Below are 25,920 nucleotides of genomic sequence, written 5' to 3'. Positions count from 1 at the left end.
CCTGGCGTCGCGGCATGCGCCCGGATCCGGACCTCACCGTGTCGGAATGGGCAGATCAGCACCGCAAACTGTCCTCGCGGGCCAGCGCCGAACCCGGGCAATATCGCACCGCGCGGACGCCATACCTGCGCGAGATCATGGATGTGCTGTCGCCCCGCCACCCGGCGCAACGGATCAGCTTCATGAAGGCCGCGCAGGTGGGCGCGACAGAGGCGGGCAACAACTGGGTCGGCTTCGTCATACACCACGCGCCGGGTCCGATGCTGGCGGTGCTGCCGACGGTGGAGATGGCGAAACGCACCTCGCGCGGGCGGATCGACCCTTTGATCGCCGAAAGCCCGGCCCTGCGCGAACGGGTCAACCCGGCCCGGTCGCGCGACGCGGGCAACTCAATGCTGTCAAAGGAATTCCCCGGCGGCATCCTGGTGCTGACCGGCGCGAACTCGGCCACCGGCCTGCGGTCCATGCCCGCGCGGTACATCTTTCTGGATGAGGTCGACGCCTATCCGGCCTCCGCCGACGAGGAAGGCGACCCGGTCACCTTGGCCGAGGCGCGGACGACGACCTTCTCGCACCGGCGCAAGGTGTTCATGGTCTCGACCCCCACGATCCGGGGATTGTCGCGCATTGAAAGGGAGTTCGAGGCCAGCGATCAGCGCCGGTACTTTGTGCCCTGCCCACATTGCGGGGCGATGCAATGGCTGCAGTTTGAGCGGCTGCGCTGGGAAAAGGGACGGCCCGATACCGCCGCCTATCATTGTCAGGGCTGCGAGAAGCCTATCGCAGAGCACCACAAAACGCAGATGCTGGAGCGTGGGGAATGGCGGGCGACGGCTGTGTCCGCCGACCCGCATTCCATCGGCTTCCACCTCTCGGCGCTCTATTCGCCGCTGGGCTGGAAAAGCTGGCAGCAGATCGCGCGGGACTGGCTGGCGGCGCAAGGCTCAGAGGAAATGCTGCGCGCCGCGCGCAACACCCTGCTGGGCGAGACATGGGTCGAAAGTGGCGATGCGCCGGAATGGCAGCGGCTCGCGGAGCGGCGCGAGGCTTACGCTGGCGCGCAGATCCCCGTCGGTGGTCTGTTCCTGACCGCTGGCGTTGATGTGCAGAAGGACCGGATCGAGATCGATGTCTGGGCCTGGGGCCGCGGTTTGGAAAGCTGGCTGGTCGACCACATCGTCATTGCCGGTGGTCCGGATGATCCGGCCTGCTGGGACAAGCTGACGGCCCTGCTCGGTCGGACGTGGGTCTGCGCCAATGGGGCGGTTATGGTGATCGGCAAGCTGGCGATCGACACCGGTTACGAGTCCGCCGCCGTTTATGCATGGGCGCGGGCGCAGGGGTTCGATCAGGTCGCCCCCGTCAAGGGCCTCGAGGGCTTCAACCGCGCCACGCCGGTATCGGGCCCGACCTTCGTCGACGCCACTATCGGCGGCAAACGTCTGCGCCGGGGCGCGCGGCTCTGGTCCGTGGCCACGGCGACGTTCAAGACCGAGACTTATCGCTACCTGCGGCTGGAGCGGCCGAGCGACGAGGATCGGTCACTGGGAGTTCTGGACGCCCCCGGCACCGTGCATCTGCCCGACTGGATCGACACCGAGTGGCTCAAGCAGCTGGTGGCAGAACAGCTCGTCACGGTGCGCAACAAGCGCGGCTATGCCCACCCAGAATGGCAGAAGATGCGTGAGAGGAACGAGGCTCTGGACACCCGCGTCTACGCCCGCGCCGCCGCATGGATCATGGGCGCAGATCGCTGGGACGAGGCCACATGGCGGCGGCTGGAAGCGCAGGCCGGGGTCGAAACCCTCCCGGCACCTCAGCAGGCGGCACCGACCGAACAAGCCGCGCCCGCTGCGCCAAAGGCCGGAACACCAACGACGCCACGGCGCAAACGCCGGGCTTACACACCGAACTTCATGAGGGATTGAGATGGATCTGGAACGGATGCGCGCGCTGCTGGCCGCACTGCAAGAGGCCCGCTACGCGGGCGTCCGCTCGGTGAGCTATGACGGCAAGAGCATCACCTATGGCTCGGATGCCGAACTTGCGAATGCCATTGCCGATCTGGAAACCCGGATCGCCACCGCCACTACCGGCACCCCGCGTCGCAGGCGCTGGGGCACCGTCGCCACGAAGGGCCTGTGATCCATGGCGTTTGAGGCCTTCCGCCAGCGCATCGGCAGCATCATCGGGGGCTTCGATGCGGCACAGGCCCATCGTCGCCTGCGCGGATTCCGCGCCAGCCGCGCCCATGTGAACACGCTGATTGCGGCCTCGGGCGACACGATCACCGCCCGGGCCCGCTGGCTGGTCAGGAACAATGGCTATGCGGCGAACGCGGTGGAAAGCTTCGCCAGCAATGTCGTCGGCGATGGCATCAAGCCTTCGTCGACCATTACGGATGCTGCAAAGAAGGAAGAGTTGCAGGCGCTGTGGCTCGCCTGGACCGATGATGCCGACGCCGAGGGTCTGACCGACTTCTACGGGCTGCAGCGCCGGGCGGCGCGTGAGGTGTTCCTCTCGGGCGAGGTGTTCATCCGAATTCGGTCGCGCCGGGCCGAGGATGGTCTGACCGTGCCCCTGCAATTGCAGATGCTGCCTGCCGAGATGCTGCCGCTCGACATGAACCGCACCCTGCCCGGCGCCGGGCTGATCCGGCAGGGCATCGAGTTCGACGGCATCGGTCGACGCGTGGCCTATCACTTCCTGCGCCGCCACCCCGGCGATCTGACCGATCCCGGCCTTGCGGGCGACACTGTCCGTGTGCCCGCCGCAGATGTGATCCATGTCCTCGATCCGGTTGAAGCCGGGCAGTTGCGCGGCGTGTCTCGCTTTGCGGCCGCCATCGTCAAGCTGTTCACCCTCGACCTTTACGACGACGCCGAGCTGGAGCGGAAGAAGATCGCTGCAATGTTCGCAATGTTCATCACCTCGCCCGCGCCAGAAACGCCGCTGGAACCCACCGAGGAGGATCTGGAGGTCGAACCCGGCCAAGTGGTGCGGCTCGATCCCGGTGAGGATGTCTCGACCCCGGCGACCCCTGACTCGGGCGGCACCTACGAGCCGTTTCAATACCGCACCCTGCTGCAGATCGCAGCCGCGCTGGGCATTCCCTACGGTTATCTGACCGGGGACACGGCCAAGGGCAACTTCTCCAACACGCGGATCTCGCTGATCGAATTCCGCCGCCGCATCTCTGCCTGGCAGCATGGCGTGCTGGTGTTCCAGCTTTGTCGCGCCGTCTGGGTGCGCTGGATGGACACCGCTGTGCTGTCCGGCGCGCTGGATCTGCCCGGCTATGACAGCCAGCGGCGGCAGTATCAGGCCTGCGCATGGTTGCCGACCAAATGGGACTGGATTGATCCGATGAAGGACGCCTCGGCCGAGATCCTGCAGATCGAAGCGGGCCTGAAATCCCGCACCCAAGCCCTGTCTGAGCGCGGCTATGACGCCGAGCAGGTCGACCGCGAGATCGCCGCTGAGCGCAAACGCGAGCTGGCGCTGGGCCTCGACTTCCGGCGTCCGGGATCCCCGGCGCAGGGGCCGGATGGGGCCAAGGGCAGTGATGATCAGCAGGAAGACGACCGGGAAGGCGCAGCGTCCGACGACACTGACGACGAAAAACCCGACGCCAAGGAGGGCGAATGATGAACCACGCCCAGATCGCCCAGCGCGCATTCAACACCCCGTTGATGGTCGACCCGGCCAAGGCGCTGGCATTCCTGTCGGGGTTAGGGCCGCGCATCACCGGGCAGGACATCACCTTCCAGGGCCTTGAGGTGGACGCTTCGGATCAAGCCGCGGCATTTCTTCCCGCTCGAGCTTCCCTCTTTGGGAACGACCTCGCCCAGCGCCACCAGCAGGGCGGCAGCCAGCCCTTCACCACGATTGACGGCATTGCCGTTATCGAAATCGCGGGCACACTTGTGCACCGCGGCGCCTGGATCGGGCAATCCTCCGGTCTGACGTCTTATGAAGGGATTGCCGCGCAGCTGCAGGCGGCCCTCACGGACTCCAGCGTGCGTGGCATCGCGCTGGACATCGACAGCTTCGGCGGGGAGGTCGCGGGAGCCTTCGATCTGGCAGATCGGATCCGGGCGGCGCGGGCGCAGAAGCCGGTCCAAGCTTTCGTGGCAGAACATGCGCTGTCCGCAGGTTACGTTCTGGCCTCCCAGGCCGACCGCATCATCCTGCCCCGCACGGGTGCCGTCGGCAGCATTGGCGTCGTAGGGTTGCACACGGATATGAGCGGCGCGCTCGACCAGAAGGGCATCGCGGTCACGCTGATCCATGCCGGTTCGCACAAGATCGACGCGAACCCGTATCAGCCTCTGCCCGAGGCCATACACGACCAGATGCAGCGTGAGCTGGAGGTGGCCCGCTTTCTCTTCGCAGAAACCGTCGCGGCAGGTCGTGGAGATCGCCTGTCCGATGCCGCAGCTCTGGCCACCGAAGCCGCCGTGTTCCGCGGGGCCGATGCGCTCAAAGCAGGTCTGGCTGACGAAATCGCCGATCCCGTCACCGCCTTCCACGCCTTCGCCGCCACGCCACGCGGCTCCAATCCCACCAGTAGAAAGGGTCCACAGATGACCACCACGTCCACTGACACCCCAAACCCGGATTCAGTCACTGTCGCACCCGCGGCTCCGGTCGCTGCGAGCACGCCCGAACCGCCCATTGCAGAAACTGCGGTGACGCCCGACGCCACCGCGATGACCGCCGAGGCCATTCGCGCCGAGGCCGCCGAAGTGGCGCAGGTCTGTGCGCAGGCGGCCCGGCTCGGTGTGACCATCGACGCGTCCGACGCAGTCACGCGTGGCATCAAACCCGAGGCTCTGCGCGCCCGCGTGCTGGCCGACCTTGCTGCCCGCGGCGATGCTGCTGGCATCGTCGCCACCGCCCCAGCGGCAGCCGCCGCCGCGAAAGACAGCCCGATCATCGCGGCCGCCAAGAAAACCGCGACTGACGCCAAGCGCTGACCTCGCACCCAAACTCCCAACATATGGAGACTGACCAATGCCCGTCCTGACGGAACAGCCCAGCATGGGCGATGTCCTCAAATATGAGGTCAATCCGAACTACACCCGCGAAGTGGTCACGCTGCTGCAAGGCATGCCTTATCCGGTCGGCTCGGTGCTCGGCCAGATCACCGCCAGCGGTAAGTACAAGCTGGCGACCGCTACTGGCACCGATGGTGCGCAAACAGCAACCGCCGTGCTGCTCTATGCCGTCGACGCCACACTGGCGGATGCCACCGGCATCGTCGTCGCCCGTGGCCCCTCGATCGTCTCGCGCGCGGGCCTCGCCTATGACGGATCCGTCGATGACGGCACCAAGATCACCGCCAAGATCGCCCAACTTGCTGCCGTCGGCATCATCGCCCGCGACGGCGTCTGACGCCCCGCGTCGCCACCCATTCCCCTCATTCCCCCGGAGCACCCCATGACCCTTGTCCGCAATCCCTTTGACGCTGGCGGCTATTCGCTGGCCGAGATGACGCAGGCCATCAACATCCTGCCCAACCTCTACACCCGCCTTGGCCAGATCGGCCTCTTCCGCTTCGAAGGCGTCAGCCAGCGGTCGGTGATCATCGAGCAATACGAGGGTGTGCTGAACCTGCTGCCCTCGGTGCCGCTGGGCGGTCCAGCCACGGTCGGCACCCGCGAAGGCCGATCGATGCGGTCCTTCGCCCTGCCGTGGATCCCGCATGATGATGTCATCCTGCCCGGCGACATTCAGGGCCAACCGAGCTTGGGCGTCTTTGATGGCGCAGACCCGCTGGTCGAGGTGATGAACCGCAAGCTGCAGCTGATGCGCCGCAAGCACGCCCAAACCCGCGAATACATGGAGATGAACGCGCTGCGCGGCATCGTGAAGGATGGGGCTGGTACCGCGCTCTACAACTACTTCACCGAATTCGGCATCGCGCAAATCTCCGTGGATTTCCTGCTGGGCACCGCAGGCACCAACGTGCAGGGCAAGGTGCGGGAGGTCTTGCGCGCCATTGAGGACAATCTGCTGGGCGAGAGCATGACGGACGTGCATGCCCTCGTCAGCCGCGAATTCTTCGACAAGCTGATCGCGCACCCCAAAACCGAAGAGGCCTACAAGTTCTACGCCGCCACCGGCGCGCAGCCCCTGCGCCAGGATGTGCGGCGCAACTTCCCCTTCGCAGGCATCGTGTTCGAGGAATATAACGGCAGCGCCACGCTGTCGGGCGGAACTTCCGAGCGGTTCATTCCCGCGACGGAAGGCATCGCCTTCCCCTTGGGCACGATGGACACCTTCACCACCTATGGCGGCCCCGCCAACCTGCTGGAGGCAGCAAACACCCTCGGCCTGCCCCTCTACGCCCGCCAACACCTCGACGAAAAGGGCCGCTGGATCGACCTTATGACCGAAGCCTCGATCCTGCCGGTCAACAAGCGGCCACGCATCGCGATCCGTATCCACACCTCGAACTGATGCAGCCAATGCCCGTCTTTGCCGCCGCCATGGACCGGATCTTCGCCACCCCGTCCATGGGGGCGGCGGCTGTCTGGATCTCCGCCACCACCTCGCAAGAGCGCCCGATCCGCGTGATCCGCCGCGCGCCGGATCGCATCACCGAGTTCGGGGCTGCCCGTTTTGTCAGCGACACCATGATGGTGGATGTGCGTCTGTCTGACCTGTCCGATCCGCGCTCCGGCGATCTGATCGTGATCGGCACCGATAGCTTTATCATCCAGGGCGAGCCAATCCGCGACCGGGAACGGTTGATCTGGACGCTGGACCTGGGGCCATCATGAAGTTGAAACTCGACATCCGCCCCGACATCGCGGCCCTGATGCAGGCTGAAATTGCCGCTGGCGAAAAGGCGGTGTCCGCCGCGATGCGCGAGGCGGGCACCTCCCTGAAATCCGCCTGGCGCGCGCAAATCACCGACGCGGGGCTTGGCACGCGCCTTGGCAACAGCATCCGTCTCGCCAGCTTCCCGAAATCCGGCGACAGCCTGAATGCGGCGGCACTGGTCTGGTCAAAGGCCCCGGTGATCATCGGCGCGCATGACACGGGGCCGCTGATCCGATCAAGAGACGGGTTCTGGCTGGCGATCCCGACCCCGGCGGCCGGAAAGTCCCGGCGCGGTGGCCGGATCACACCGGGCGAATGGGAGCGCCGCACGGGGTTGCGCCTGCGGTTCGTCTATCGCCGCCGGGGGCCGAGCTTGCTGGTCGCCGAAGGGCGGCTGAACACCAAAGGCCGCGCGGTGGCCTCCAGATCAAAGACAGGCCGCGGGCTGACCACCGTGCCGATCTTCCTGCTGGTGCCGCAGGTCAAGCTGCGCAAGCGGTTGGATCTGGCGCGGGATGCCGAGCGGGCGGCGGATGGCGTGCCGGGGCTGATCGTGGCGAAATGGGTTGCCGCTGGTCGACAAGGGCAACTTTCTTAGCCGTGTTTTGGCTTCCGGTTCAGTCAGCAGAACCTCCCGATCCCATCATTCCAGTTGCTTTCGGCGACAGCCGCGTTACAAACTGAAACCATGAACCAACACACGCCCATCCACGAGTTCGTTGGGGTTGGCCTATATTCTGTGGCCGATGCTGCGAAGCTCCTGAAGGCACCTCCGCGGAACTTGCGGCGGTGGTTGGATGGATACGACTACAAAAGCAAGAAGAATGACGAAGTTCGGCATGTCCCTCCGCTTTGGAGGCCTGATATTCCGAAGATCGACGACGACATCGAGATAAGCTTTCGCGATCTGATCGAGCTTCGTTTCGTGCGAGCCTTTCTTGAAAAGGGAATCGGACTGAAGGCTGTTCGTAATTGCATGGACTATGCTCAACAGTGCATCCAAACGGATAGACCTTTTTCATCCGGTCGTTTCCGGACCGATGGGCGGACAATTTTCTTGGAGAGCCTAGAGGCCGCAGGCGAGCCCCAATTGCTTGACCTCAAGGAGAAACAGTATGTTTTCAAGCAAGTAGTTGAACAAAGCTTCAAGGATCTGGATCTGGAAGGCGATATCGTCACGCGCTGGCGGCCATTTCGTGGCAAGGACAGTATCGTTATCGACCCGACCCGGTCTTTCGGCCAACCTGTAGCATCAGCGTCTGGCGTGCCGACGATTGTGCTGGCAGAGGCCGTCAAGGCAGAAGGTTCCCTAAGTCGTGTAGCAGCTATGTATGAAGTCCAAAAATCAGTGGTTCAAGACGCCGTCAGATTTCACGAGGGGCTGATGGCCGCTTGAAGGTGATGGTGGATGAAAACCTGCCTCCGGCCATGGCGAAAGCGCTCGCAGCCCTTTTCGCTGGTAAGCACGAGGTCGTCCACCTGAGGGAGAAGTTTGGGGCCGCCGTGAAAGATATAGAGTGGATCGGAACCTTGAATGCCGAGGGGCACTGGGTAATCATTTCAGCTGACCGCCGGATCGCTAGGAACAAGGCCGAGCAGCAGGCCTTCAAGAGTTCAAAGTTGGTAGGCTTCTTTCTTGCATCTAGCCTTCAGAAGGCCAAGCTGACCAAGCAGATGGAACGCCTTATGGCGCTATGGGAAACCGTAGAAAAGCAGGCTGAACTGGTCGGGGGCGGTGCCATGTTCGAAATCCCGATGAAAAGCAGCAAACTCAACCAGATTTGACATGCAGGTCCTCCTGACCGGTTGTGTATCATTCTTGGCTCCGCGAAGTCATCACATGACTAAGTTCAGCGCGGGCAAACGTCCAAAAACATAGTGAACCCATGCCCACCACCCGCGAAACCATCCTCGCCGCGCTGCACGCGCGGCTGCAGCCGCTTCCCGCCCTTGTTCTGCGTGACGAAGTGCTGCCCGAGCGGATCCCGCCTTCAGGGCTGATCATCCTGCGCGACGGCCAGCCGGGTGAGCCCGAGGTAACGCTGTCGCCGCCGCGCTACCACTATCAGCACCGGGCCGAACTGGAAGTTGTCGTTCAGGCCCCGAATGATCGCGCCACGGCTTTCGACACACTGATTGCCGCCATCGGCACGGCGCTGGAGTCCGACCGTACCCTCGGCGGGCTCTGTGACTGGGTCGAGGCGGAGGCGCCGCAGCCGGCCGATCTGCCCGTCGAGGGCGCAGCCGGTCTGAAGGCCGCGGTCATCCCGGTGGTCCTGCACTATTCCACAGACGATCCTCTGGCCTGATCAACCGGCTTTGCGCCCCCGGAATAGGGTCGGCGCCTGCACACGCCCTCAACCTGCGCGCCAGTCTCGATGCTGAGGCTCTCATAGGTGACATCGCCGGTCACCCGCGCGCTTGCGTGCAACGCCACCTTGCCGCCGATGATTTGGCCTTGGAATCGCCCCTTTATGGCGACGCTGGCGGCATGGAGCTCGCCGTCAACCTCGCCTGCCTGCTCGATGACGATTGCGGACGCATCCACGCGCCCCTTGACGTAACCGGGCAGTTCGACCGTGCCTGGAAAGGAAAGCTCGCCCGTGATGCGCGAGCCTGCGCCAAGATGTGAGCGACTATTGGTCCCGGCGGCGGGATAAGTTTCGTCCGTCATACCAGTCTGCCTTTTTCGAGTTTCGGCCCTCTCGGAGCTCATCCGTTTCAACATGCATACAGGAGAATTCAACATGGCACGAGCCCAAGGGGCACGGGCGCAGATGGCGCTCGGATTCGAGACTACGTATGGAACGCCGCCAGCTGGCGGCTTCACCAGGATGCCGTTTGCCAGCACCTCGCTCGGATCAGAACAGCCGCTGCTGAACAGCGAACTGCTTGGCTATGGCCGCGATCCCTTGGCCCCGATCAAGGACGCGGTAACGGCGGATGGCGATGTGGTGGTGCCGATCGATGCTGAGGCCTTCGGCTTCTGGCTGAAGGCGGCCTTCGGTGATCCCACGACCACGGGCGCTGCGGCACCCTGGACCCATGAGTTCCAGTCCGGATCGTGGGTCCTGCCCAGCATGTCGATCGAGACCGGCATGCCCGAGGTGCCGCGCTTTGCGATGTATTCCGGCTGCGTGCTGGATCAGCTGTCCTGGCAGGTGCAGCGCTCGGGCCTGCTGACCGCCACCGCCCGGCTGGTGGCACAGGGCGAGACCATCGCCGCCGCCACCGCCGCCGGAACACCCGCCGAACTGGCCCTGCAACGGTTCGGTCATTTCAACGGCGCAATTACGCGGAATGGGACCGCCCTTGGCAATGTCGTCTCGGCCGAGATCACCTATGCCAACAACCTCGACCGGATCGAGACCATCCGCTCGGACGGCAGGATCGACGGGGCCGACCCGTCCATCGCAGCACTCACAGGGCGGATCGAGGTCCGCTTTGCCGACAGCACGCTGGTGACACAGGCGATCAACGGCGATCCGGCCGAGATCACTTTCGCCTATGTCCTGCCATCAGGCGAGGGCTTCAGCTTCACCGTGCACGCCGTCTACCTGCCGCGCCCCCGGATCGAGATTTCCGGGCCGCAGGGCGTGCAGGCGACCTTCGACTGGCAGGCGGCGCGCGACAGCATCGTGGGCCGGATGTGCACCGCAACCCTGATCAACGATATCGAGGCCTACTGATGATCCGACTGAACCTGACCGCCGCCCCTGAATGGCTGGAGCTTGCCCCCGGCCTGCGCCTGCAGGTCGCCCCGCTGACCACCGCCCTGATGGTGTCTGCCCGCGCCGATGCTGCCCTCGAGGCCTTGCCCGAAGATGCCAGCCAGGAAGAGCTGGCGCTGGTCATGGCCAAGTCCGTGGCCCGTCGCGCCGTTCTGGATTGGGAGGGCGTGGGTGATGCAATGGGCACAATTGTGCACGTGTCACCGGACGGCATCGACGCCCTTCTGGAAATCTGGCCGGTCTTTGAGGCGTTCCAGACCCAATACGTCGCGCGCGGCCTGCTGCTGGACGCGGAAAAAAACGCCTCCGCGCCCTCGCCGACTGGTCCTTCGGCGGGGGCGACAACTATTGCGCGGCCTGCGAAGGACGCTGCGCCGACTGCCCAGCCAGACTGAACCAGCCCCAAACGCAGGATGGATGGCAGCTCTGGGATCTGGTCGGTCGCCTTGGTGGTCAGCTGCGCGTGATCCCCGGCGCGGTGCTGGGCTGGGACATGGGCGCGGCCTTGGCCCTCGCCCGCGCGCTGGGCGTGAACCCCCTCATCGCAGCTGAACTGCTGCCCGAGATCGAGGCGGTGATGGTGCGCAAACTCAACGAACAGATGGAAGGACACCGCGATGGCTGAAAAACGCGTATCCGTCCGCCTCGTGGCGGAAGGCGGCCGCCAGGTCCGTGCGGAGCTGGAAGGTGTGGGCGAAGCCGGGGCGCGCGGTTTCGGGCGGCTGTCGCGCGAGATGGACCTCGCCAATGCACGCGTTGCCGCCTTTGCCCGCCGCGCGCGGGTGGCGGCCGCCGCCGCAACAGTGGCCCTGGCCGCCGCTGGTGCCGCGATGATCAGGTCCGGGCTACAAACGGTCGATGCGCAGGCCAAGCTGGCGCAATCGCTTGGCACAACGGTTGCCTCAATCCAGACACTGGAGCGCGCGGGCGCGTTGGCGGGCGTGTCGATGTCCGGGATCGATCAGGCGACCAAGGATCTGACGCGCCGCCTCAGCCAGGCGGCCGCCGGGACTGGCCCCGCGGCAGACGCGTTGGACCGGCTCGGGCTTTCCGCCTCTGACCTGATCGCCTTGCCGCTGGACCAGCGTGTCGGGGCGATCAACGCCGCCATCGAAAGCTTCGTGCCTGCGGCTGAGCGCGCCGCCGTTGCGGGGCAGCTCTTCGGCGAGGAAGGCTCCATCGCCATGTCGCGCATCGACACTGCGACGCTGCGCCAGGCAACCGAGGACGTGCTTGCCTTCGGGGTGGTGGTTTCGGAAGCTGACGCTGACCAGATCGAGCGTACCAATGATGCGATTTCGCGGCTGGGACTGATCTGGCGCGGCGTCTCGAACCAGCTGGCCGTCGCAGCCGCCCCGGCGCTGGAGGCCGTGGCCAATGCGATGGCAGCGATTGCAAGCCGCACCGGCCCGCTCGGGATCGCCATAAGCGCGCTCTTCGACAATATCGGCCGTCTGATCAGCATCGCCGCAACCTTTGCGACCCTGCTGGCCGGGCGCTGGGTGGCCGGGCTGGCCGCTGCGGCGCTCTCGGTACGAGGTCTGGCCACGGCCCTGGTCGTCCTGCGCGGGGCGTTGATCCGGACGGGGCTCGGCGCGCTGATTGTCGGCGCGGGCGAGCTGGTGTTCCAGTTCACCCGGCTGGTTTCCGGCGCAGGCGGGTTCGGTGCGGCCATGGGGCTTTTGAAGGATGTGGCGGTCGAGGTCTGGGAGCGCCTCGGGATGGCCGCGTCTGCGGCGGGCGCTGCGGCCACGGCAGTGTTTCTTGATCTCAAATCGGACGCCGCGTCAGCCATGCAGAGCGCCATCGAAAGCGTCGTCGGTTTTGGCAACACCGCCGCCAACACCTTTGAGGGGGCGTTTGAGGCGATCAAGGCGATCTGGGGTCTCTTGCCCGCCGCCATTGGCGATCTGGCGTTTCAGGCGGCGAACAGCCTGATCGAGGGGGTCGAGGCGATGCTCAATGGCGTGGTGGCCCGGATCAACGGCTTCATCGACAGCGTCAACACCGGGCTCGAGGCGCTGGGCTCTGCGCGCCGCATCACGCTTCTGGGCGATCTGGATCTGGGCAGCATCGAGAACCGCTTTGCCGGGGCAGCGACACAGGCCGCAACAGCGGCGAAGGACGCCTTCGAGCGGGCCTTTGCGGACAACCCGCTGGCGGTGCCCGACGTGGGGCTGAACGATATTGCCAAAGAGGCGCTGGCCTCGGCCAGCATCTTCCGCACGGCGGCGACCGATCTGGCGGCCGGTGCGCGCGCCCCGCTGGCCAGCTGGCAGGCGTTGAAGGATGCCGTCGCCGGTGCGGGTGCGCAGGGCGAGACGGAACTCGATGCGGCCAGGGATGCCGCCAACCGGTTTGACGAAGCGATCACCGAGGCTGGGCGTAATTCCGGTGGCGCGGGAGCCGCGGCAGCCAATGGCGCGGAAGTGGCCAAGGTCGGCTGGGAGGCGGCCGTTTCCACCCTGGCCGACTATGCCGCCAAGGCCCGCGACATTGGCGGCGATATCGGCCAGAGCCTGGTCGGGGCCTTCCAGAGCGCCGAGAACGCGGTGGGCAATTTTGTGAAGACCGGCAAGCTCGACTTCGGCGATCTGGTCAGTTCGATGATTGCCGATCTGGCGAACCTCGCGGCGCGGCGCTTCATCCTCGGGCCGATCGCCAATGCGCTCTCCGATGCACTTGGCGGTGCGGGCGGTTTGTTCGCCAACATTCTTCATGCAGGTGGCGTGGTCGGATCGCCAGGCCCGGGCCGGATGGTCCCGGCGCTGGCCTTTGCCAATGCCCCGCGCATGCGCTCGGGTGGTTTTGCGGGACTGCGACCGGACGAGGTTCCGGCGATTCTGCAACGCGGCGAACGGGTGTTGTCGCGCCGCGAGGCCGCTGGTTATGGCCAAGGGCAGTCCTCCACGCCCGCCGTCAACGTGACCATCATGGCCCGCGACGCCGAAAGCTTCCGGCAATCGCGTACGCAGGTGGCAAGTGACATTGCCCGCGCCGTGTCACTCGGCCAGAGGGGGCTCTGATGGCCTTCCATGAGGTGCGCTTCCCCGACACCATCAGCCGTGGCGCGCGCGGTGGGCCTGAACGGCGCACCCAGATCGTGGAACTGGCGAGTGGCGACGAGGAACGCAATGCCAGCTGGGCCAACAGCCGCCGCCGCTATGATGTGGCCTACGGCATCCGCCGCGCCGATGATCTGGCGGCGGTCGTGGCGTTCTTCGAGGCCCGCAACGGTCGACTGCACGGGTTTCGCTACAAGGACTGGGCCGACTACAAGTCCAGCCTGCCCTCACAGGCGATCAGCGCAACGGATCAGCTGATCGGCATCGGGGACGGCGCAGGTAACAGCTTTGGTCTGGTGAAGCACTACAGCTCCGGCGCGCAGAGCTGGAGCCGCGCCATCGCCAAACCTGTCGCAGACAGTGTGCGGATCGCCCTGGACGGTGTCGAGCAGATGTCGGGCTGGAGCGTCGGTATCACCACCGGCGTTGTCAGCTTTGACACAGCGCCACCCCCTGACATCGAAATCACCGCCGGTTTCGCCTTCGATGTGCCGGTGCGGTTTGACACCGACATCCTCGACGTCACCCTCGATGTCGAACGGCTCGGATCGATCACCTCCATCCCGCTCATCGAGATCCGGCGGTAAGGGCACGGCCTGGGGCAAGCGCGGGCTGCGGGCTACGCATGTAAAAACAGAGCGGTCGCTACCCGGTCCGGGGGCCGGGCTTACGGATCAGCGGGACAACAAACCCGTCTTCCGGAGGCGTGGCCCGTTTCAACGCCTCCAGAAACGCCTCACGCGTCACAACATCAATGACCACCCTGGTGCAATCCTCAGGCGTCACTGAAGCTGCCTCGCTATCGGCTTCAGCGTCGGAGCCAGTATCCCTGGGATCATCCTGCGTCATCATCACAACCCTCTCCAGCAACTCGGATCTCCAGCCAGGTTGGCTCTTCGTTCCCTACATATCAAGGTCATTCCATGAAAGCCCTCTCTCCCGGCCTGCAGGCCCATCTCGACGCGGGCACCACCACGCTGGCCTGGTGCTGGCGGATTTCCCGGGCCGACGGGGTGACGCTGGGGTTCACCGATCATGATCGCGCGCTCAGTTTCGATGGCACCGATTTTGAACCCGAAAGCGGCTTTGCCGCCTCGGAGATCCGCGCAGGCTCTGATCTGGCCGTCGATGCACAGGATGCGGAGGGCGTGCTGAGCTCGGATCGCATCACCGAGACCGACATCCTCGACGGGCGCTGGGACAATGCGCAGGTCGAGCTCTGGCGGGTGAACTGGACGGATACCAGCCAGCGTGTCCTCCTGCGGCGCGGTGCGGTGGGCCAGATCCGGCGCGGCCGCATGGCCTTTGTCGCCGAAGTGCGCAGCCTTGCGCACCTCCTCGGCCAGACCGTCGGGCGGACGTTTCAGGCGGGATGCGATGCGGAACTTGGCGATGCGCGCTGCGGCGTCGATCTGGAGAACGCGGTCTACAAGGGGACCGGCATTGTAACGGAGCGCCTGCGCGACCGGGCCTTCCGGGCCTCGGGTCTGGCCGCGTTCGAAACGGGCTGGTTTGCCTTTGGCACACTCACCTGGACCAGCGGGGCCAATGCCGGGCGCATCACTGAAGTGCTGGCGCATGAGTTGACCGGCAGCAGCGCGACCCTGACCCTGCTGGAAGCGCCGATCCGTGCCTTTGCACCAGGCGACAGCTTTGTCGCGCGCGCAGGCTGCGACAAGCGGATCAAGACCTGCGCGGCAAAGTTCGCCAATGTCGTCAATTTCCGGGGCTTTCCCCACATCCCCGGCCAGGATGCCGTGCTGCGTTATGCCAGCCAGAATGCGGGCCATGCGGGAGATGTGCTGTGACCCGGGCTCAAACCGTCGCCGATCCCGCCCATGTCATCGCCATAGCCCGCAGCTGGCTGGGCACGCCCTATCATGATCAGGCCAGCCTCTGCGGGGTCGGCTGCGATTGTCTGGGTCTTGCACGCGGCGTCTGGCGCGAGGTGGTGGGCCCCGAGCCCTTTCCCATGCCGCCCTACAGCCGCGACTGGGGTGAGACCGGTGCCCGCGAGGTGCTGGCCGAGGGGGCGCGCCGCATGATGGTGGAATGCCCGCCCGCCGACGCGCCACCCGGTGCGCTGGTGCTCTTTCGGATGATGCCCCGTGCCATTGCCAAGCATGTCGGGATCCTGACCGGGCCCCAAAGCTTCATCCATGCCTGTGAGCGCCTTGGCGTTGTCGAGGAGGGTTTGACGCCCAGCTGGCGGCGGCGCATCGCCTTCGCCTTTCTCTTTCCGGAGGCCCGTTGATGGCAACCCTCGTTCTCGGCGCTGTCGGCACCGCCATTGGTGGCTCGATCGGCGGCGCGGTCCTTGGTGTGAGCGCCGCCAGCATCGGCGGCTTTGTCGGCTCCTCCATTGGCGGCGTGCTCGACAACTGGATCGTGTCCTCGCTGGCGCCCGCGCAACGCATCGAGGGCGCGCGGCTCGACAGCCTGACGGTTACGTCGGCCACCGAAGGCGCGGTGATCCCGCGCCTCTTTGGCCGGATGCGGATCGGCGGCAACATCATCTGGGCCACGGATTTCCGCGAGGAGACCAAAACCAGCCGCCAGGGCGGCGGCAAGGGCAGCGGGCCCAAGGTCACCACCACCGAGTTTCTCTACTTTGCCTCCTTTGCCGTGGCGCTCTCAGAAGGCGAAGTGACAGGCATTGGGCGCATCTGGGCTGATGGCAAGCCGATGGATCTCTCAGGTGTCACCTGGCGCTGGTATCCCGGTGATGAGGCGCAGGAGCCCGATCCATTCATCGCCGCCAAAATGGGAGCGGCAAATACCCCCGCCTACCGGGGTACCGCCTATGTGGTTTTCGAGGAACTGGCGCTCTCCGCCTTTGGCAACCGCCTGCCGCAGCTCTCCTTCGAGGTCTTCCGCCCCCTGGGCGATCCCGACACGGCCGAGGGGCTGGTGCGCGCCGTCACGATGATCCCCGCCTCGGGCGAGTTCAGCTATGCCACCCAGCCGGTGCGCAAATCCACCGGTCCGGGCGGGGCAACCGGCGCCGATAACGTCAATGCGCTCTCGGACACCGCTGATATCACCGTGGCGCTCGACCGGCTTCAAGCCTCGGTCCCGGGCATCGAGAGCGTCAGCCTCGTGGTGGCCTGGTTCGGCGATGACCTGCGGGCCGGGCACTGCAGGATCCGTCCCGGCGTCGAGCTGCCCGCCAAGATCACCTCACCCGCCGCCTGGTCGGTCAATGGTGTCAGCCGCGCCAACGCCCTCCTCGTGAGCCGGGACAGTGACGACCGTCCGGCCTTTGGCGGCACACCGGCGGATTTTGCGGTGCTGCAGGCGATCCGGGAGATAAAGGCGCGCGGGCTGCGCGTGACCTTTTATCCCTTCCTGCTGATGGATGTGCCGCACGGCAACACCCTGCCAGACCCCTATTCGGATGATGCCACCGAGGCAGGTCAGCCCGCCTTCCCCTGGCGCGGCCGGATCACCGCCTCTCCGGCTGCAGGTTTCGCGGGAACCGTGGATAAGACCGTCACAGCTGCCACGCAGGTCGCGGCCCTCTTCGGCGCGGCAACGCCCGCCAGTTTCAGCCTCTCCGGCGACTCTGTCAGCTGGGCCGGACCCCTGGACGACTGGGGCCTGCGCCGGATGGTGCTGCATTATGCGCATCTCTGCGCGGTGGCGGGCGGCGTTGATGCCTTCCTGATCGGCTCGGAAATGCCCGGCCTGACCACGATCCGCTCTGGCCCGTCCACCTATCCCGCCGTGCAGGCGTTTCGCGATCTGGCGGGCGACGTGCGCAGCATTCTCGGGGCAGACACCGCGATCAGCTACGCGGCCGACTGGTCGGAGTATTTCGGGCATCATCCCACCGACGGGTCTGGCGACGTGTTTTTTCACCTCGATGCGCTCTGGGCGGATGCCAGTATCGATTTCATCGGCATCGACAATTACATGCCGCTCTCGGATTGGCGAGACGGGTTTGAGCATGCGGACGCCGCCCTTGCTCCCGCGATCTACGACCGAGCCTATCTGCAGAGCAACATCGCGGGCGGCGAAGGGTTTGAGTGGTTCTATGCCAGCCCGGCCGATCGCGCGGCCCAGACCCGCACGCCGATTACCGATGGTGAGGCGGGGAGCGCCACTGGTCCGAGCGACCCGCCGAACGCCAGCAAGCCGTGGGTCTTCCGGCCCAAGGATCTGCGGGCCTGGTGGTCGAACGCGCATTACAACCGCCCCGGCGGGGTGGAAAGTGGCACGGCCACCGCATGGATCCCGCAGTCCAAGCCGATCCGGTTCACCGAACTGGGATGTCCCGCCATTGATCGGGGCACCAACCAGCCCAATGTGTTCTTTGACCCGAAGTCCTCGGAAAGCGAGACGCCGCATTTCTCGCGCGGCTGGCGCGATGATGCGATCCAGCGGGCGTATCTCGAAGCCACATATCTCTGGTGGGGCGTCCCGGCCAACAACCCGACCTCCCCCGTCTACGGCGCACCGATGGTGCATCTGCACGACTGCGCTGCCTGGACCTGGGATGCGCGGCCCTATCCGTTCTTTCCCGAACTGACCAATATCTGGACCGATGGCCCGAACTGGCGCCTGGGCCACTGGCTGACGGGTCGGCTCGGGGCCGTGTCGCTGGCGGCATTGGTGCGCCATCTCTGCCTGCGGGCCGGGATGCCCGCGGCGCAGATCGACGTCACCGGTCTCTGGGGGGCTGTCGAGGGCTATGTCATCACCGCGCTGGAGGCCCCGCGCGCCTCGATCTCAAGCCTCGCACGGCAGTTCGGCTTTGACGCGGTGGAAAGCGAGGGCCGCATCAAGTTCCGGATGCGCGGCCAGAGTGCCAGCACAACGCTCACGCCCGACGGCATGGTCGCGCCATCCTCCGCAGAGAGCGATGTGATGGAGCTCACCCGCGCGCAGGAGTCCGAGCTGCCGCAGGCCCTCAAATGGCAGGTGGCCCGCGCCGACGAGGGTTATGACGCCGTCCAGGTCGAAGCCCGGCGTATTACAGTGGACACCGCTCGCATCGCCTCCGAGGCTTTCCCGATAGCCGTCCCGCCCGAGGAGGCCGAACGCCGCTGCCGCCGCGCCCTGATGGAAGCCTGGGTGGGGCGGGAAGGCGCCGCGTTCCGCCTGCCGCCCTCCCAGCTGGCACTGGATCCCGGAGATGTCGTTCTCCTCGCGCATGATGGCCGCCTGACCGAGATGCGGCTGGTCTCGATTGCGGACTCAGGAGTACGCAGCATCGACGCCGTGCGCCAGGACCGCGCCGTCTATGATCTGCCGCCCGGGCAGGCCCGCCCGGCCTCGCTCTCGGTGCCCCCTGTGTTCGGCACCCCCGACATCATGATGCTCGATCTGCCGCAGCTGCGCGACGACCAACCTGTGCACCGACCTCTGATTGCAGCCCATGCTAAACCATGGCCGGGCGAGCTGGCGGTCTTCCGCAGTGCGTCGGCGGACGGGTTTGCGCTGCTCACCACATTTGGCACCCGCGCCAGCATCGGGGTGCTGGCCTCGGATTTCTTTGCCGGGCCGGTGTCGCGCTTCGATCACGGCAATGCGCTGCTGGTCGATCTCTTTTCGGGCACGCTGGAGAGCGTCACCGATCTCGCCCTCTTTGGCGGGGCCAATGCGCTGGCGGTGGAGACAGGTCCGGGGCTCTGGGAGATTGTCCAGGCGGGCGCGGCGGAGCTCGTCGCAGCGGGGCGCTATCGCCTGACCCGGTTGCTGCGCGGTCAGCGGGGTACGGAAGGCGCCATCCTTGGTGTCGTGCCAACTGGCGCGCGGGTGGTGGTGGTGGATGCGACATTGGCATCGCTGCCGATCAGCGAGGCTGATCTGGGCTTGCCATGGAACTGGCGCATCGGCCCGGCCTCAAAGCCCGTCAGCGACGAGACCTACGCTGCGGTGAGTTTCACGCCCGGAGGTGCCGGGTTGCGCCCCTTCTCCGTCGCCCATGTCGCGCAGCCCTGGCGCTTTGCCCGCAGCCCCGGCGATCTGACGATCCGCTGGATGCGGCGGTCACGGTCGCTGGTCGCCGATACCTGGGGCGCGGGGGATGTGCCTCTGGCCGAAGAGACCGAGGCCTATGAGGTCGAGATCCTTGACGGCGCGGCGGTCAAGCGAACGCTGAGTACCCCCACGACCAGCGCCCTCTACACCGTCCTCCAGCAGACCGCCGATTGGGGTGCACCCCTCGGTCCCGGCCAGACCCTCATCATTCGCATCTTCCAGCTCTCCGCGCTCTTCGGGCGTGGGGCAGCACGAACTGTTACCCTCTCCTTCTGAAAGCCCTCCCATGTCCGACGCCACGACCAATCTGCTGCTGCCCTATATCCTGGCCGCACAGGCCCAGAAACATGTCACCCATAACGAGGCGCTGCGGCTCATCGACGGGCTGGTACAGCTGTCGGTGATCGACCGTGATCTGACCGCGCCACCCGGTTCTCCCGCGGATGGGGATCGCTACATCGTGGGCTCAGGTGCCACCGGCGACTGGGCCGGGTGGGATCTCAACGTGGCCCTCTGGACCGACGGGGTCTGGATGCGGCTTCCACCCCGCACCGGCTGGCGGGTCTGGGTCGAGGATGAGAGCCTGCTGCTGGTCCATGACGGTGCCGGATGGATCGGCACGACCCCGGCGGCGCTGCAGAACCTCGCCCTGCTCGGGTTCGGCACGATGGCCGATGCCGCCAACCCGTTCTCGGCAAAGCTGAACGCAGCACTCTGGACGGCAAAGACCCTGGCCGAGGGCGGCACCGGCGATCTTTTCTACACCCTGAACAAGGAGGCTGCGGGCGATGATCTCGGGCTGACATTGCAGACCGGGTTCGTGACCAAGGCGCTCCTTGGGCTCTTTGGTTCGGACAGGCTCCGCCTCGCGGTCTCCGCCGATGGCAGCACCTTCTTCGATGGCCTCATCGTCGACAACGCCACCGGCATTGTCGATCAGCCGCAACTGCCCCGCTTCAAGGTCTGGACCAACTTCGACAATTATGTGGGGGTCGGGGTCTGGACGAAGATCGGCCTCAACATGGCCGACGCCAATGATCAGAGCGTGTTCGACGCCGCCACCAATCTCTTCACAGCACCCGCAACCGGCACCTATCTCTTTGGGGCCACGTTGCTCTACAAGATCAACGCCAGCGCCACGGCCCGGATGCGCGGGCGGCTGGTGCTGAACGGCAGCACCGAGATCCGTGGCTCCTTCGGCGAGATCAGCGGTGGCCACGTATCGCTCGCCACCGCCCTCTGGCTGCAGACCATGGTGCCGCTGACCGCAGGCGATACCGTCGAGTTGCAGGGGTCTTTCCGGATCGCGGACGGGTTTTTCGCCGCCGATCACACGTCCTTCTGGGGCTGCAAGGTCGGCTGAGCCGCGCGAGGAGAATCCGATGACACCACCCCGTTCCGAGGGCTTCGTGCGCATGCCCGATGCCGAGTTCGAGGCGATCCTGGCGCGTGCTGCCGAGAAAGGCGCGAAGCGCGCCCTCGCCGATGTCGGCCTCGATGGCAACGAGGCCGCGCTCGATATCCGTGACCTGCGATCCTTGCTCGATTGCATCAGGCTGGTGCGCCGCACCGCCATGCAGACCGCCGTCCGCATGATCACCACGGGCGTGATGCTGGCGCTGCTGGCGGGCATCGCGATCAAGCTGAAGCTCTTCGGCGGCGGTCCGTAGCCGCAGCACCCCCCATAACTGAACCTGACAACCCACCCGCCCCCGGCGGGCATTGCCCGCCAGAACGCAAAATCTGCGCGGCCTTGGCCCGCGCGGGGGCGGGTTTTGCATCTCTGGAGGAATCCCCATGCCGACAATGACCTATGCCCATTATCGCGATGTCCCCGAAAGCGTCTGGCGCTGGCCCAGCTTTTCTCCGGAGGAGATTGCCTCGCGTGATGCCGGTGCGATCAGGATCAACACGGAGGCCATGGACAAGCTGCAATCCCTGCGCAACCGCCTCGGCAAGCCGCTGATCGTCCGCTCCGCGTACCGCAGCCCGGCGCATAACCGCGCTGTCGGCGGTGCGCCCGCCTCCAAACACATGCAGGGCACGGCGTTTGATATCGCCATGTCGAACCACGACCCCACCGCCTTCGAGGCGGCTGCCCAGGCGGTGGGGTTCCTCGGCTTCGGGTATTATCCGCGTTCGGGCTTCATGCATATCGACCTCGGGCCCGCGCGCAGCTGGGGGGATCCTTTCCCGCCCCGTGCGACACCCTTCGTGCCGGAAGTTGCGCCTGCCCGCGAGGTCCTGGCCGACAGCCGCACTTTGAAGGGCAGTGGCGCAGCCGGGGTGGCCACGGTCGGTGCCGCCGGGGTTGAGCTGGCGCAGGATGTCCTGGCCGAGACCCAATCCGCCATCCTGCCGCTGGTGCCTTATCTCGACACCCTGCGCTGGGTTTTCATCGCCCTCGCCCTCCTTGGAATCGCGGTCGCCATCCATGCCCGGATCGATGACTGGAAACGGGGGCAGCGGTGACGGGCTGGATCACGGCAATCCTTGCCAGCGGCCCGGCGCGCAGGGCGCTGGGCCTCATGCTGGCAACCCTCACAGTCGTCCTGTTCCTGCTCAACCTCCGCCGCGCCGGGGAACACGCCGGGCGGCTGGCCGAGCGCCTTTCAACATCGGAGAAAGCCCATGAAATACAACGCCAGATGCTTCTTGCGGCCAGCCGCCGCCCCGCTGATCGCGATGCTCTTGCTGACCGGCTGCGCGACGGCAGGTTCTGAAGCGAAGGCTCCGTGTCCTCCCGTGGTTGAATACAGTGCCGCCGATCAGACCCGCGCCGCCGATGAGGTGGAAGCGCTGCCGGAGAGCGCAATCATCCTCCGAATGCTGATCGATTATGCCGTCTTGCGCGATCAAGCGCGGGCCTGCAGGTGAAAAAGCTGCGCGGAGAAGAATGTGCCCACTGAAGCCGGAACCATAGAAGTGATCGACGCGGTCGGCGGACTCCGGGCATTCGCTGCCGGTGCGATGTGCATTGATGAAAACAGCAAAAGCCGCCATTCAAACAAATTCTACCATCCATCAAAATGAAACAGTCGACCCTGTGCACCATCGTCATGCAGACGTACGATGATGTCTTCCTCATCGAGGCCACCATCACCATCACTTGGCAGATCAAAATCCATGACGGTAATGATCGATTGGATGCCCAGATCAGTGTACGATCTCACAGACTCAAGGAGGTTCATTTTGGGCCGAGGATCCAACAATTCAAAAATTCCATCATGAAAAACAAATCGCGGAAATGCCCCCTCTAGGTGCGCGCGAACAATTGCTAGGTCAAAGGCCACGCAAAGCAGTTTCTTGAACGACGTTCCGTCTGCTTCGCTTGTGGACAACTCGTTCCCATCGACAAAATCGGTCCGAAACTCCAAATTGCCTTCGCCGTTCAGGCTGACGGACAAAATGGCATCGCGCCCTAAAACGTCCTTCAACTGGCCGCTGAAATATTCCCGGATTCTATACAAGAGACTGGTGTGATCTTGTCTTGCCTCCTTGAGAGCCCCTTCTGCAAGGCTTTGCGTCTTCGCGTAATCTGCTTTTGCTTCGCGCAGTTCGCGTTGTTTATCCTGAATATCAGACAATGTGTTGTGTTGACGCTTTAGCAGTCCAATTTCCGCGGCGGCCTTGGCAACTTCGGCTGACAGCGTGCGATATTTATCAAAAACGTCCTCACTGCGCAGGTATTCCAAATTCTTGCGCCGTCTCGCGTTCAAAACCTTTAGTTCCGCAGCGATACGAGCGATCTCAGCCTTTGTTGAGGCGAGTTCTTCGCGAATGTAGTCGACTCGTTCTTCTGTGATGGCTTTGTTGAACGCGATCAGCTGCTCAAAATCTGTTTTTACTTGATCTGGAAAGTTGACGCCTGCCTCCTCGAAAAGCGTTTTCGCCTTTTCTGGATCGAAAGTGATCTTGTCGGCAACCAAACCTCGTTCCAACTCTGCTATGGAATGAGACAAGCTGTATCGTTCTTGGTTTAGAGCCGCGATTTGAGAGTCGATTTGATCAACGATTGCTGTCGTTTTTCTGGCATCGAAACCCTCAAAATCAAATTCATCCAGCTCGTTCTGCATCCGGGTGACGTCCGCTTCCCGCAACTGGATCAGCGCGTCGACTTTTGCTGGCTCTGTTTCACTGCCCTTGGCATCCTTTTCGGCGCTCGCGAGCAACGCGGCTTTTACATCAATTTCTGCCTTTAGCTCGTACCGGTTGGTGAAGATCGAAGCATCGAGGCCGAGGATCCGCGCAAGGATCGGCTTCCAGTCTTTGTCGACACCGGCGTGGCGTTGGAGTTTGAAAACATCGTCATAATCTGCCTGTGTGCGCAGGAAATACCCAATGGCATTTCGGAACTTCCAAGGATCAATGTCTCGTAAATCCAAGTATCCGTCCAAAAGGGACTTGGCCTTGGCAAATGGCAGTTCGAAATGGGACCAGTCGTCGTCCGCCAAACTGGTGAGGTCTGGTTGAGTGGCAGGAGCCAGAGAGAAGCTCACTTTAGATGCATTCTCAACGGCCCGCCGTATGGTTAGGAAAGAACCATCAAGAAGCTCAAGCTCCAAGAAAAAGACAAATTCGGCAAAGAGGTCTTTACGTTTCTTGAGAAAATGCTCATTGGAGACGCCGCCCAAGAGGCAGAAATCGATGACGCGGGCGAGCGTCGATTTGCCCAGGTTGTGAGAGCTTTTGGACTTGTTTTCAGGGAGCCGTATTTCGGCCAACACCACATTCAATCCGTCGTTAAACAGGATTGGAGTGAAATAATGGTCAAGGTTGCTGTAGAGCCTACGCAGCCTCATGATTGCACCAGATACTCAAAGCGGTCAGCCTTCGGCAGATATCGGATCAGCCCAAGCATGAAGAGGAGGTTTAAGGCCGGCAGAAACAGCGTCTTTGCGTTCTTCGTGCGCTTTTCAACAAGGATAACCAGATCAGCATAAGTCTCGGTGCGCTTCGTTTTGAGTCGTTCCAAGATCACCGTCGCCACGCTCATGACTGTGAGATCGGGGTGGGCGTGCTTAGACGGTCTGATCATCTTTGTCCCTCCCGATGTCACAGTTCCAATACATGTAATACAGCATAGCGCGGGTCAGTCTCTTGTTCGACCTCAGAATGCCGGATCTGCCAATCAGAAGGTCGAGCAGATAGTTGAAGACATCGTCGAATGTATCATAGTCGGTTCGTTTGGCGATGATCTTCAGATTGAACTCTTCAACAGCCTCCTGGTACGAGGCTTTGAAGTTTTCGTTGATTGGGTCGGCCAAGAACCTGCGGATGTCAGCTGTAAGCTCCAAGTACCTCTTACGCAAAAGGGCCTCGAAGTCCGGTGTCATGTTGTTGAGGCGATTTTTCTCAACCAGAGTGGTGCGTGGGGTGGGGGTGCTGCGATCTTCATCCGAGGTCACAATCTGGACAGCTTCGCGAAAACCCTCGATCGTGTCGGCGAGGTCATCGGGGCGAACGATGAGCGGCGATTGCAGTGGGTTGATCGACAGCGAAGCATGCGCGTCGGGAAAGAGCTCTAGCCAATCATCGAGTTGCTGCGTCCCTGCAAGTGCTATGTTTTCTATCGACAGTCCGGTCATATCTGAAATCAGTTCGACGAGTTTTGGCTCGGCGACGCCCGACAGCTTTCGGTTGGAAACCAACAGATAGTTTTGTGCTTCTCCGCTCTGATAGAGGGCTTTGATCTTCGGGATTTCGTCACAGATAATTCCGGTGAGGTTACCGATGTTGCACACTGCCGGGTCGCTAAATGACGCGTCAATCCCATTTGTGTGTTTGGCCTGAATGATGGTGCAACCTGTCCAAGGAGCGGCTGCCGATGGGTAGAGATCAGCGGTGCCCTTGAATTTCGCATCTCGGCCGCCGTCGATGCCCGCCGCAAAACCCATCAGACCTGCACCAAACAGTCTTTGGCCGATGGCGACCACGATTTTTTCGAACTGGTCGTCGCTCAGATCAAAGTATTGAAACATGTCGATTTGGGCCTCGGCTCTTTTGTTACTTATAGCGATGCTACTGGAGCCAACAACATCAAACACCGAAATGCTGCGCGCCCCACAAATGTCAGCAAAGCGAGCTGCACCTGCAGCGCTGATCGACCGCGGTTAGTGGCGGGTTTGGGCCGAGTGCGTAGGTGCTCTACTGAACAGAAACGGGCCGCAGCATGTCGTCTGTGTTGAGCTTCATCGCGCTCCGCCAGAGCGGTGTCTTGAACACGTGATGGACGTGCTTGCCCTCGCGCTCCTCGCGGGTCTCGACAAGCAGTCCTGCCCATTCAAGTGGGCGCAGGACGCAGGACG

At 64.0% G+C, this 25,920-nt stretch carries 28 protein-coding genes; 23 read left to right on the top strand and 5 right to left on the bottom strand.

What is annotated here, in order from left to right; translation table 11 throughout:
• Positions 1-14 precede the first annotated feature (14 nt).
• From ROG8370_RS14095 to ROG8370_RS14045, 11 genes are all read left to right on the top strand, one after another.
• Entirely contained in the window at positions 15-1,928 is a 1,914-nt protein-coding gene (locus ROG8370_RS14095; RefSeq protein ID WP_245827392.1) for a phage terminase large subunit family protein, read from the top strand.
• Between the two features lies 1 nt (position 1,929).
• Positions 1,930-2,145, top strand: coding sequence for a phage head-tail joining protein (locus ROG8370_RS14090; protein WP_085827821.1), 216 nt, complete (start codon positions 1,930-1,932; stop codon positions 2,143-2,145).
• A gap of 3 nt (positions 2,146-2,148) precedes the next feature.
• Complete coding sequence (locus ROG8370_RS14085) at positions 2,149-3,648, top strand: phage portal protein (protein WP_085827820.1); 1,500 nt, start codon at positions 2,149-2,151, stop codon at positions 3,646-3,648.
• Positions 3,648-4,979, top strand: coding sequence for a S49 family peptidase (locus tag ROG8370_RS14080; RefSeq protein ID WP_170925253.1), 1,332 nt, complete (start codon positions 3,648-3,650; stop codon positions 4,977-4,979). The genes ROG8370_RS14085 and ROG8370_RS14080 overlap by 1 nt, the downstream gene beginning before the upstream one ends.
• 37 nt (positions 4,980-5,016) lie before the next feature.
• Complete coding sequence (locus ROG8370_RS14075; RefSeq protein WP_085827818.1) at positions 5,017-5,397, top strand: head decoration protein; 381 nt, start codon at positions 5,017-5,019, stop codon at positions 5,395-5,397.
• Positions 5,398-5,442: 45 nt separating this feature from the next.
• Entirely contained in the window at positions 5,443-6,465 is a 1,023-nt protein-coding gene (locus ROG8370_RS14070; RefSeq protein ID WP_085827817.1) for a major capsid protein, read from the top strand.
• A gap of 8 nt (positions 6,466-6,473) precedes the next feature.
• Complete coding sequence (locus tag ROG8370_RS14065; RefSeq protein WP_085827841.1) at positions 6,474-6,788, top strand: head-tail joining protein; 315 nt, start codon at positions 6,474-6,476, stop codon at positions 6,786-6,788.
• Positions 6,785-7,429, top strand: a complete 645-nt coding sequence (locus tag ROG8370_RS14060; RefSeq protein ID WP_085827816.1) for a DUF6441 family protein — start codon at positions 6,785-6,787, stop codon at positions 7,427-7,429. The genes ROG8370_RS14065 and ROG8370_RS14060 overlap by 4 nt, the downstream gene beginning before the upstream one ends.
• Positions 7,430-7,519: 90 nt before the next feature.
• Positions 7,520-8,227 carry a MerR family transcriptional regulator gene (locus ROG8370_RS14055; RefSeq protein ID WP_085827815.1) on the top strand — a complete coding sequence of 236 codons (708 nt, stop codon included), beginning with the start codon at positions 7,520-7,522 and terminating at the stop codon, positions 8,225-8,227.
• Positions 8,228-8,232: 5 nt separating this feature from the next.
• The gene (locus ROG8370_RS14050; protein ID WP_245827396.1) at positions 8,233-8,616 is read left to right on the top strand and encodes a PIN-like domain-containing protein; all 384 of its coding nucleotides are present in this window, start codon (positions 8,233-8,235) and stop codon (positions 8,614-8,616) included.
• A 101-nt stretch (positions 8,617-8,717) separates the two neighbouring features.
• On the top strand, positions 8,718-9,140 hold the full coding sequence (locus ROG8370_RS14045; RefSeq protein ID WP_085827813.1) for an acyl-CoA transferase: 423 nt from the start codon (positions 8,718-8,720) through the stop codon (positions 9,138-9,140).
• On the opposite strand, the gene ROG8370_RS14040 is transcribed toward ROG8370_RS14045, so the two are convergent.
• Positions 9,113-9,505 carry a bactofilin family protein gene (locus tag ROG8370_RS14040; RefSeq protein ID WP_170925251.1) on the bottom strand — a complete coding sequence of 131 codons (393 nt, stop codon included), beginning with the start codon at positions 9,503-9,505 and terminating at the stop codon, positions 9,113-9,115. The two genes, ROG8370_RS14045 and ROG8370_RS14040, sit on opposite strands and share 28 nt — an antisense overlap.
• Positions 9,506-9,578: 73 nt before the next feature.
• Between ROG8370_RS14040 and ROG8370_RS14035 the strand changes: the two genes are divergently transcribed.
• The 12 genes from ROG8370_RS14035 to ROG8370_RS13980 all read left to right on the top strand — a co-directional run bounded on the left by ROG8370_RS14035 (position 9,579) and on the right by ROG8370_RS13980 (position 22,335).
• Positions 9,579-10,520 carry a phage tail tube protein gene (locus ROG8370_RS14035; RefSeq protein ID WP_085827811.1) on the top strand — a complete coding sequence of 314 codons (942 nt, stop codon included), beginning with the start codon at positions 9,579-9,581 and terminating at the stop codon, positions 10,518-10,520.
• Positions 10,520-10,957 carry a hypothetical protein gene (locus ROG8370_RS14030; RefSeq protein WP_085827810.1) on the top strand — a complete coding sequence of 146 codons (438 nt, stop codon included), beginning with the start codon at positions 10,520-10,522 and terminating at the stop codon, positions 10,955-10,957. Before ROG8370_RS14035 ends, ROG8370_RS14030 begins: the two co-directional genes overlap by 1 nt.
• 68 nt (positions 10,958-11,025) lie before the next feature.
• The gene (locus ROG8370_RS20615) at positions 11,026-11,187 is read left to right on the top strand and encodes a DUF7697 family protein (RefSeq protein WP_170925250.1); all 162 of its coding nucleotides are present in this window, start codon (positions 11,026-11,028) and stop codon (positions 11,185-11,187) included.
• The gene (locus tag ROG8370_RS14025; protein WP_085827809.1) at positions 11,180-13,588 is read left to right on the top strand and encodes a phage tail tape measure C-terminal domain-containing protein; all 2,409 of its coding nucleotides are present in this window, start codon (positions 11,180-11,182) and stop codon (positions 13,586-13,588) included. Before ROG8370_RS20615 ends, ROG8370_RS14025 begins: the two co-directional genes overlap by 8 nt.
• On the top strand, positions 13,588-14,214 hold the full coding sequence (locus ROG8370_RS14020; protein ID WP_085827808.1) for a DUF2460 domain-containing protein: 627 nt from the start codon (positions 13,588-13,590) through the stop codon (positions 14,212-14,214). Before ROG8370_RS14025 ends, ROG8370_RS14020 begins: the two co-directional genes overlap by 1 nt.
• Positions 14,215-14,550: 336 nt before the next feature.
• A complete protein-coding gene (locus tag ROG8370_RS14010; RefSeq protein WP_085827806.1) occupies positions 14,551-15,435 on the top strand; it encodes a phage/gene transfer agent baseplate hub protein in 885 nt (294 codons plus the stop codon).
• Entirely contained in the window at positions 15,432-15,881 is a 450-nt protein-coding gene (locus ROG8370_RS14005; protein ID WP_085827805.1) for an NlpC/P60 family protein, read from the top strand. The genes ROG8370_RS14010 and ROG8370_RS14005 overlap by 4 nt, the downstream gene beginning before the upstream one ends.
• Positions 15,881-19,888, top strand: a complete 4,008-nt coding sequence (locus ROG8370_RS14000) for a baseplate multidomain protein megatron (RefSeq protein ID WP_085827804.1) — start codon at positions 15,881-15,883, stop codon at positions 19,886-19,888. The genes ROG8370_RS14005 and ROG8370_RS14000 overlap by 1 nt, the downstream gene beginning before the upstream one ends.
• A gap of 10 nt (positions 19,889-19,898) precedes the next feature.
• On the top strand, positions 19,899-20,975 hold the full coding sequence (locus ROG8370_RS13995) for a DUF2793 domain-containing protein (RefSeq protein ID WP_085827803.1): 1,077 nt from the start codon (positions 19,899-19,901) through the stop codon (positions 20,973-20,975).
• Positions 20,976-20,994: 19 nt separating this feature from the next.
• Positions 20,995-21,282, top strand: a complete 288-nt coding sequence (locus ROG8370_RS13990; RefSeq protein WP_085827802.1) for a DUF6127 family protein — start codon at positions 20,995-20,997, stop codon at positions 21,280-21,282.
• A gap of 127 nt (positions 21,283-21,409) precedes the next feature.
• Positions 21,410-22,084 carry a YcbK family protein gene (locus ROG8370_RS13985; RefSeq protein WP_085827801.1) on the top strand — a complete coding sequence of 225 codons (675 nt, stop codon included), beginning with the start codon at positions 21,410-21,412 and terminating at the stop codon, positions 22,082-22,084.
• Positions 22,081-22,335 carry a hypothetical protein gene (locus ROG8370_RS13980; protein WP_370738342.1) on the top strand — a complete coding sequence of 85 codons (255 nt, stop codon included), beginning with the start codon at positions 22,081-22,083 and terminating at the stop codon, positions 22,333-22,335. The genes ROG8370_RS13985 and ROG8370_RS13980 overlap by 4 nt, the downstream gene beginning before the upstream one ends.
• A gap of 291 nt (positions 22,336-22,626) precedes the next feature.
• Here the strand turns inward: ROG8370_RS13980 and ROG8370_RS13970 are convergent, their stop codons facing one another.
• The 4 genes from ROG8370_RS13970 to ROG8370_RS21670 form a co-directional block, all read right to left on the bottom strand.
• Positions 22,627-24,414, bottom strand: coding sequence for a DUF2326 domain-containing protein (locus ROG8370_RS13970; protein ID WP_085827799.1), 1,788 nt, complete (start codon positions 24,412-24,414; stop codon positions 22,627-22,629).
• Complete coding sequence (locus ROG8370_RS13965) at positions 24,411-24,650, bottom strand: ABC-three component system middle component 8 (RefSeq protein WP_085827798.1); 240 nt, start codon at positions 24,648-24,650, stop codon at positions 24,411-24,413. The genes ROG8370_RS13970 and ROG8370_RS13965 overlap by 4 nt, the downstream gene beginning before the upstream one ends.
• Positions 24,634-25,659 carry an ABC-three component system protein gene (locus tag ROG8370_RS13960; protein ID WP_085827797.1) on the bottom strand — a complete coding sequence of 342 codons (1,026 nt, stop codon included), beginning with the start codon at positions 25,657-25,659 and terminating at the stop codon, positions 24,634-24,636. The genes ROG8370_RS13965 and ROG8370_RS13960 overlap by 17 nt, the downstream gene beginning before the upstream one ends.
• A gap of 100 nt (positions 25,660-25,759) precedes the next feature.
• Positions 25,760-25,909 (bottom strand): hypothetical protein, encoded by a 150-nt coding sequence (locus ROG8370_RS21670; protein ID WP_503128344.1) that lies wholly within the window; start codon positions 25,907-25,909, stop codon positions 25,760-25,762.
• Positions 25,910-25,920: the final 11 nt, after the last annotated feature.

This window comes from Roseovarius gaetbuli (assembly GCF_900172365.1).
Classification (GTDB): Bacteria; Pseudomonadota; Alphaproteobacteria; order Rhodobacterales; family Rhodobacteraceae; genus Roseovarius; species Roseovarius gaetbuli.
Note: the sequence above shows the minus strand (reverse complement) of the source record. Positions and strands in the feature narration are given on the sequence as shown.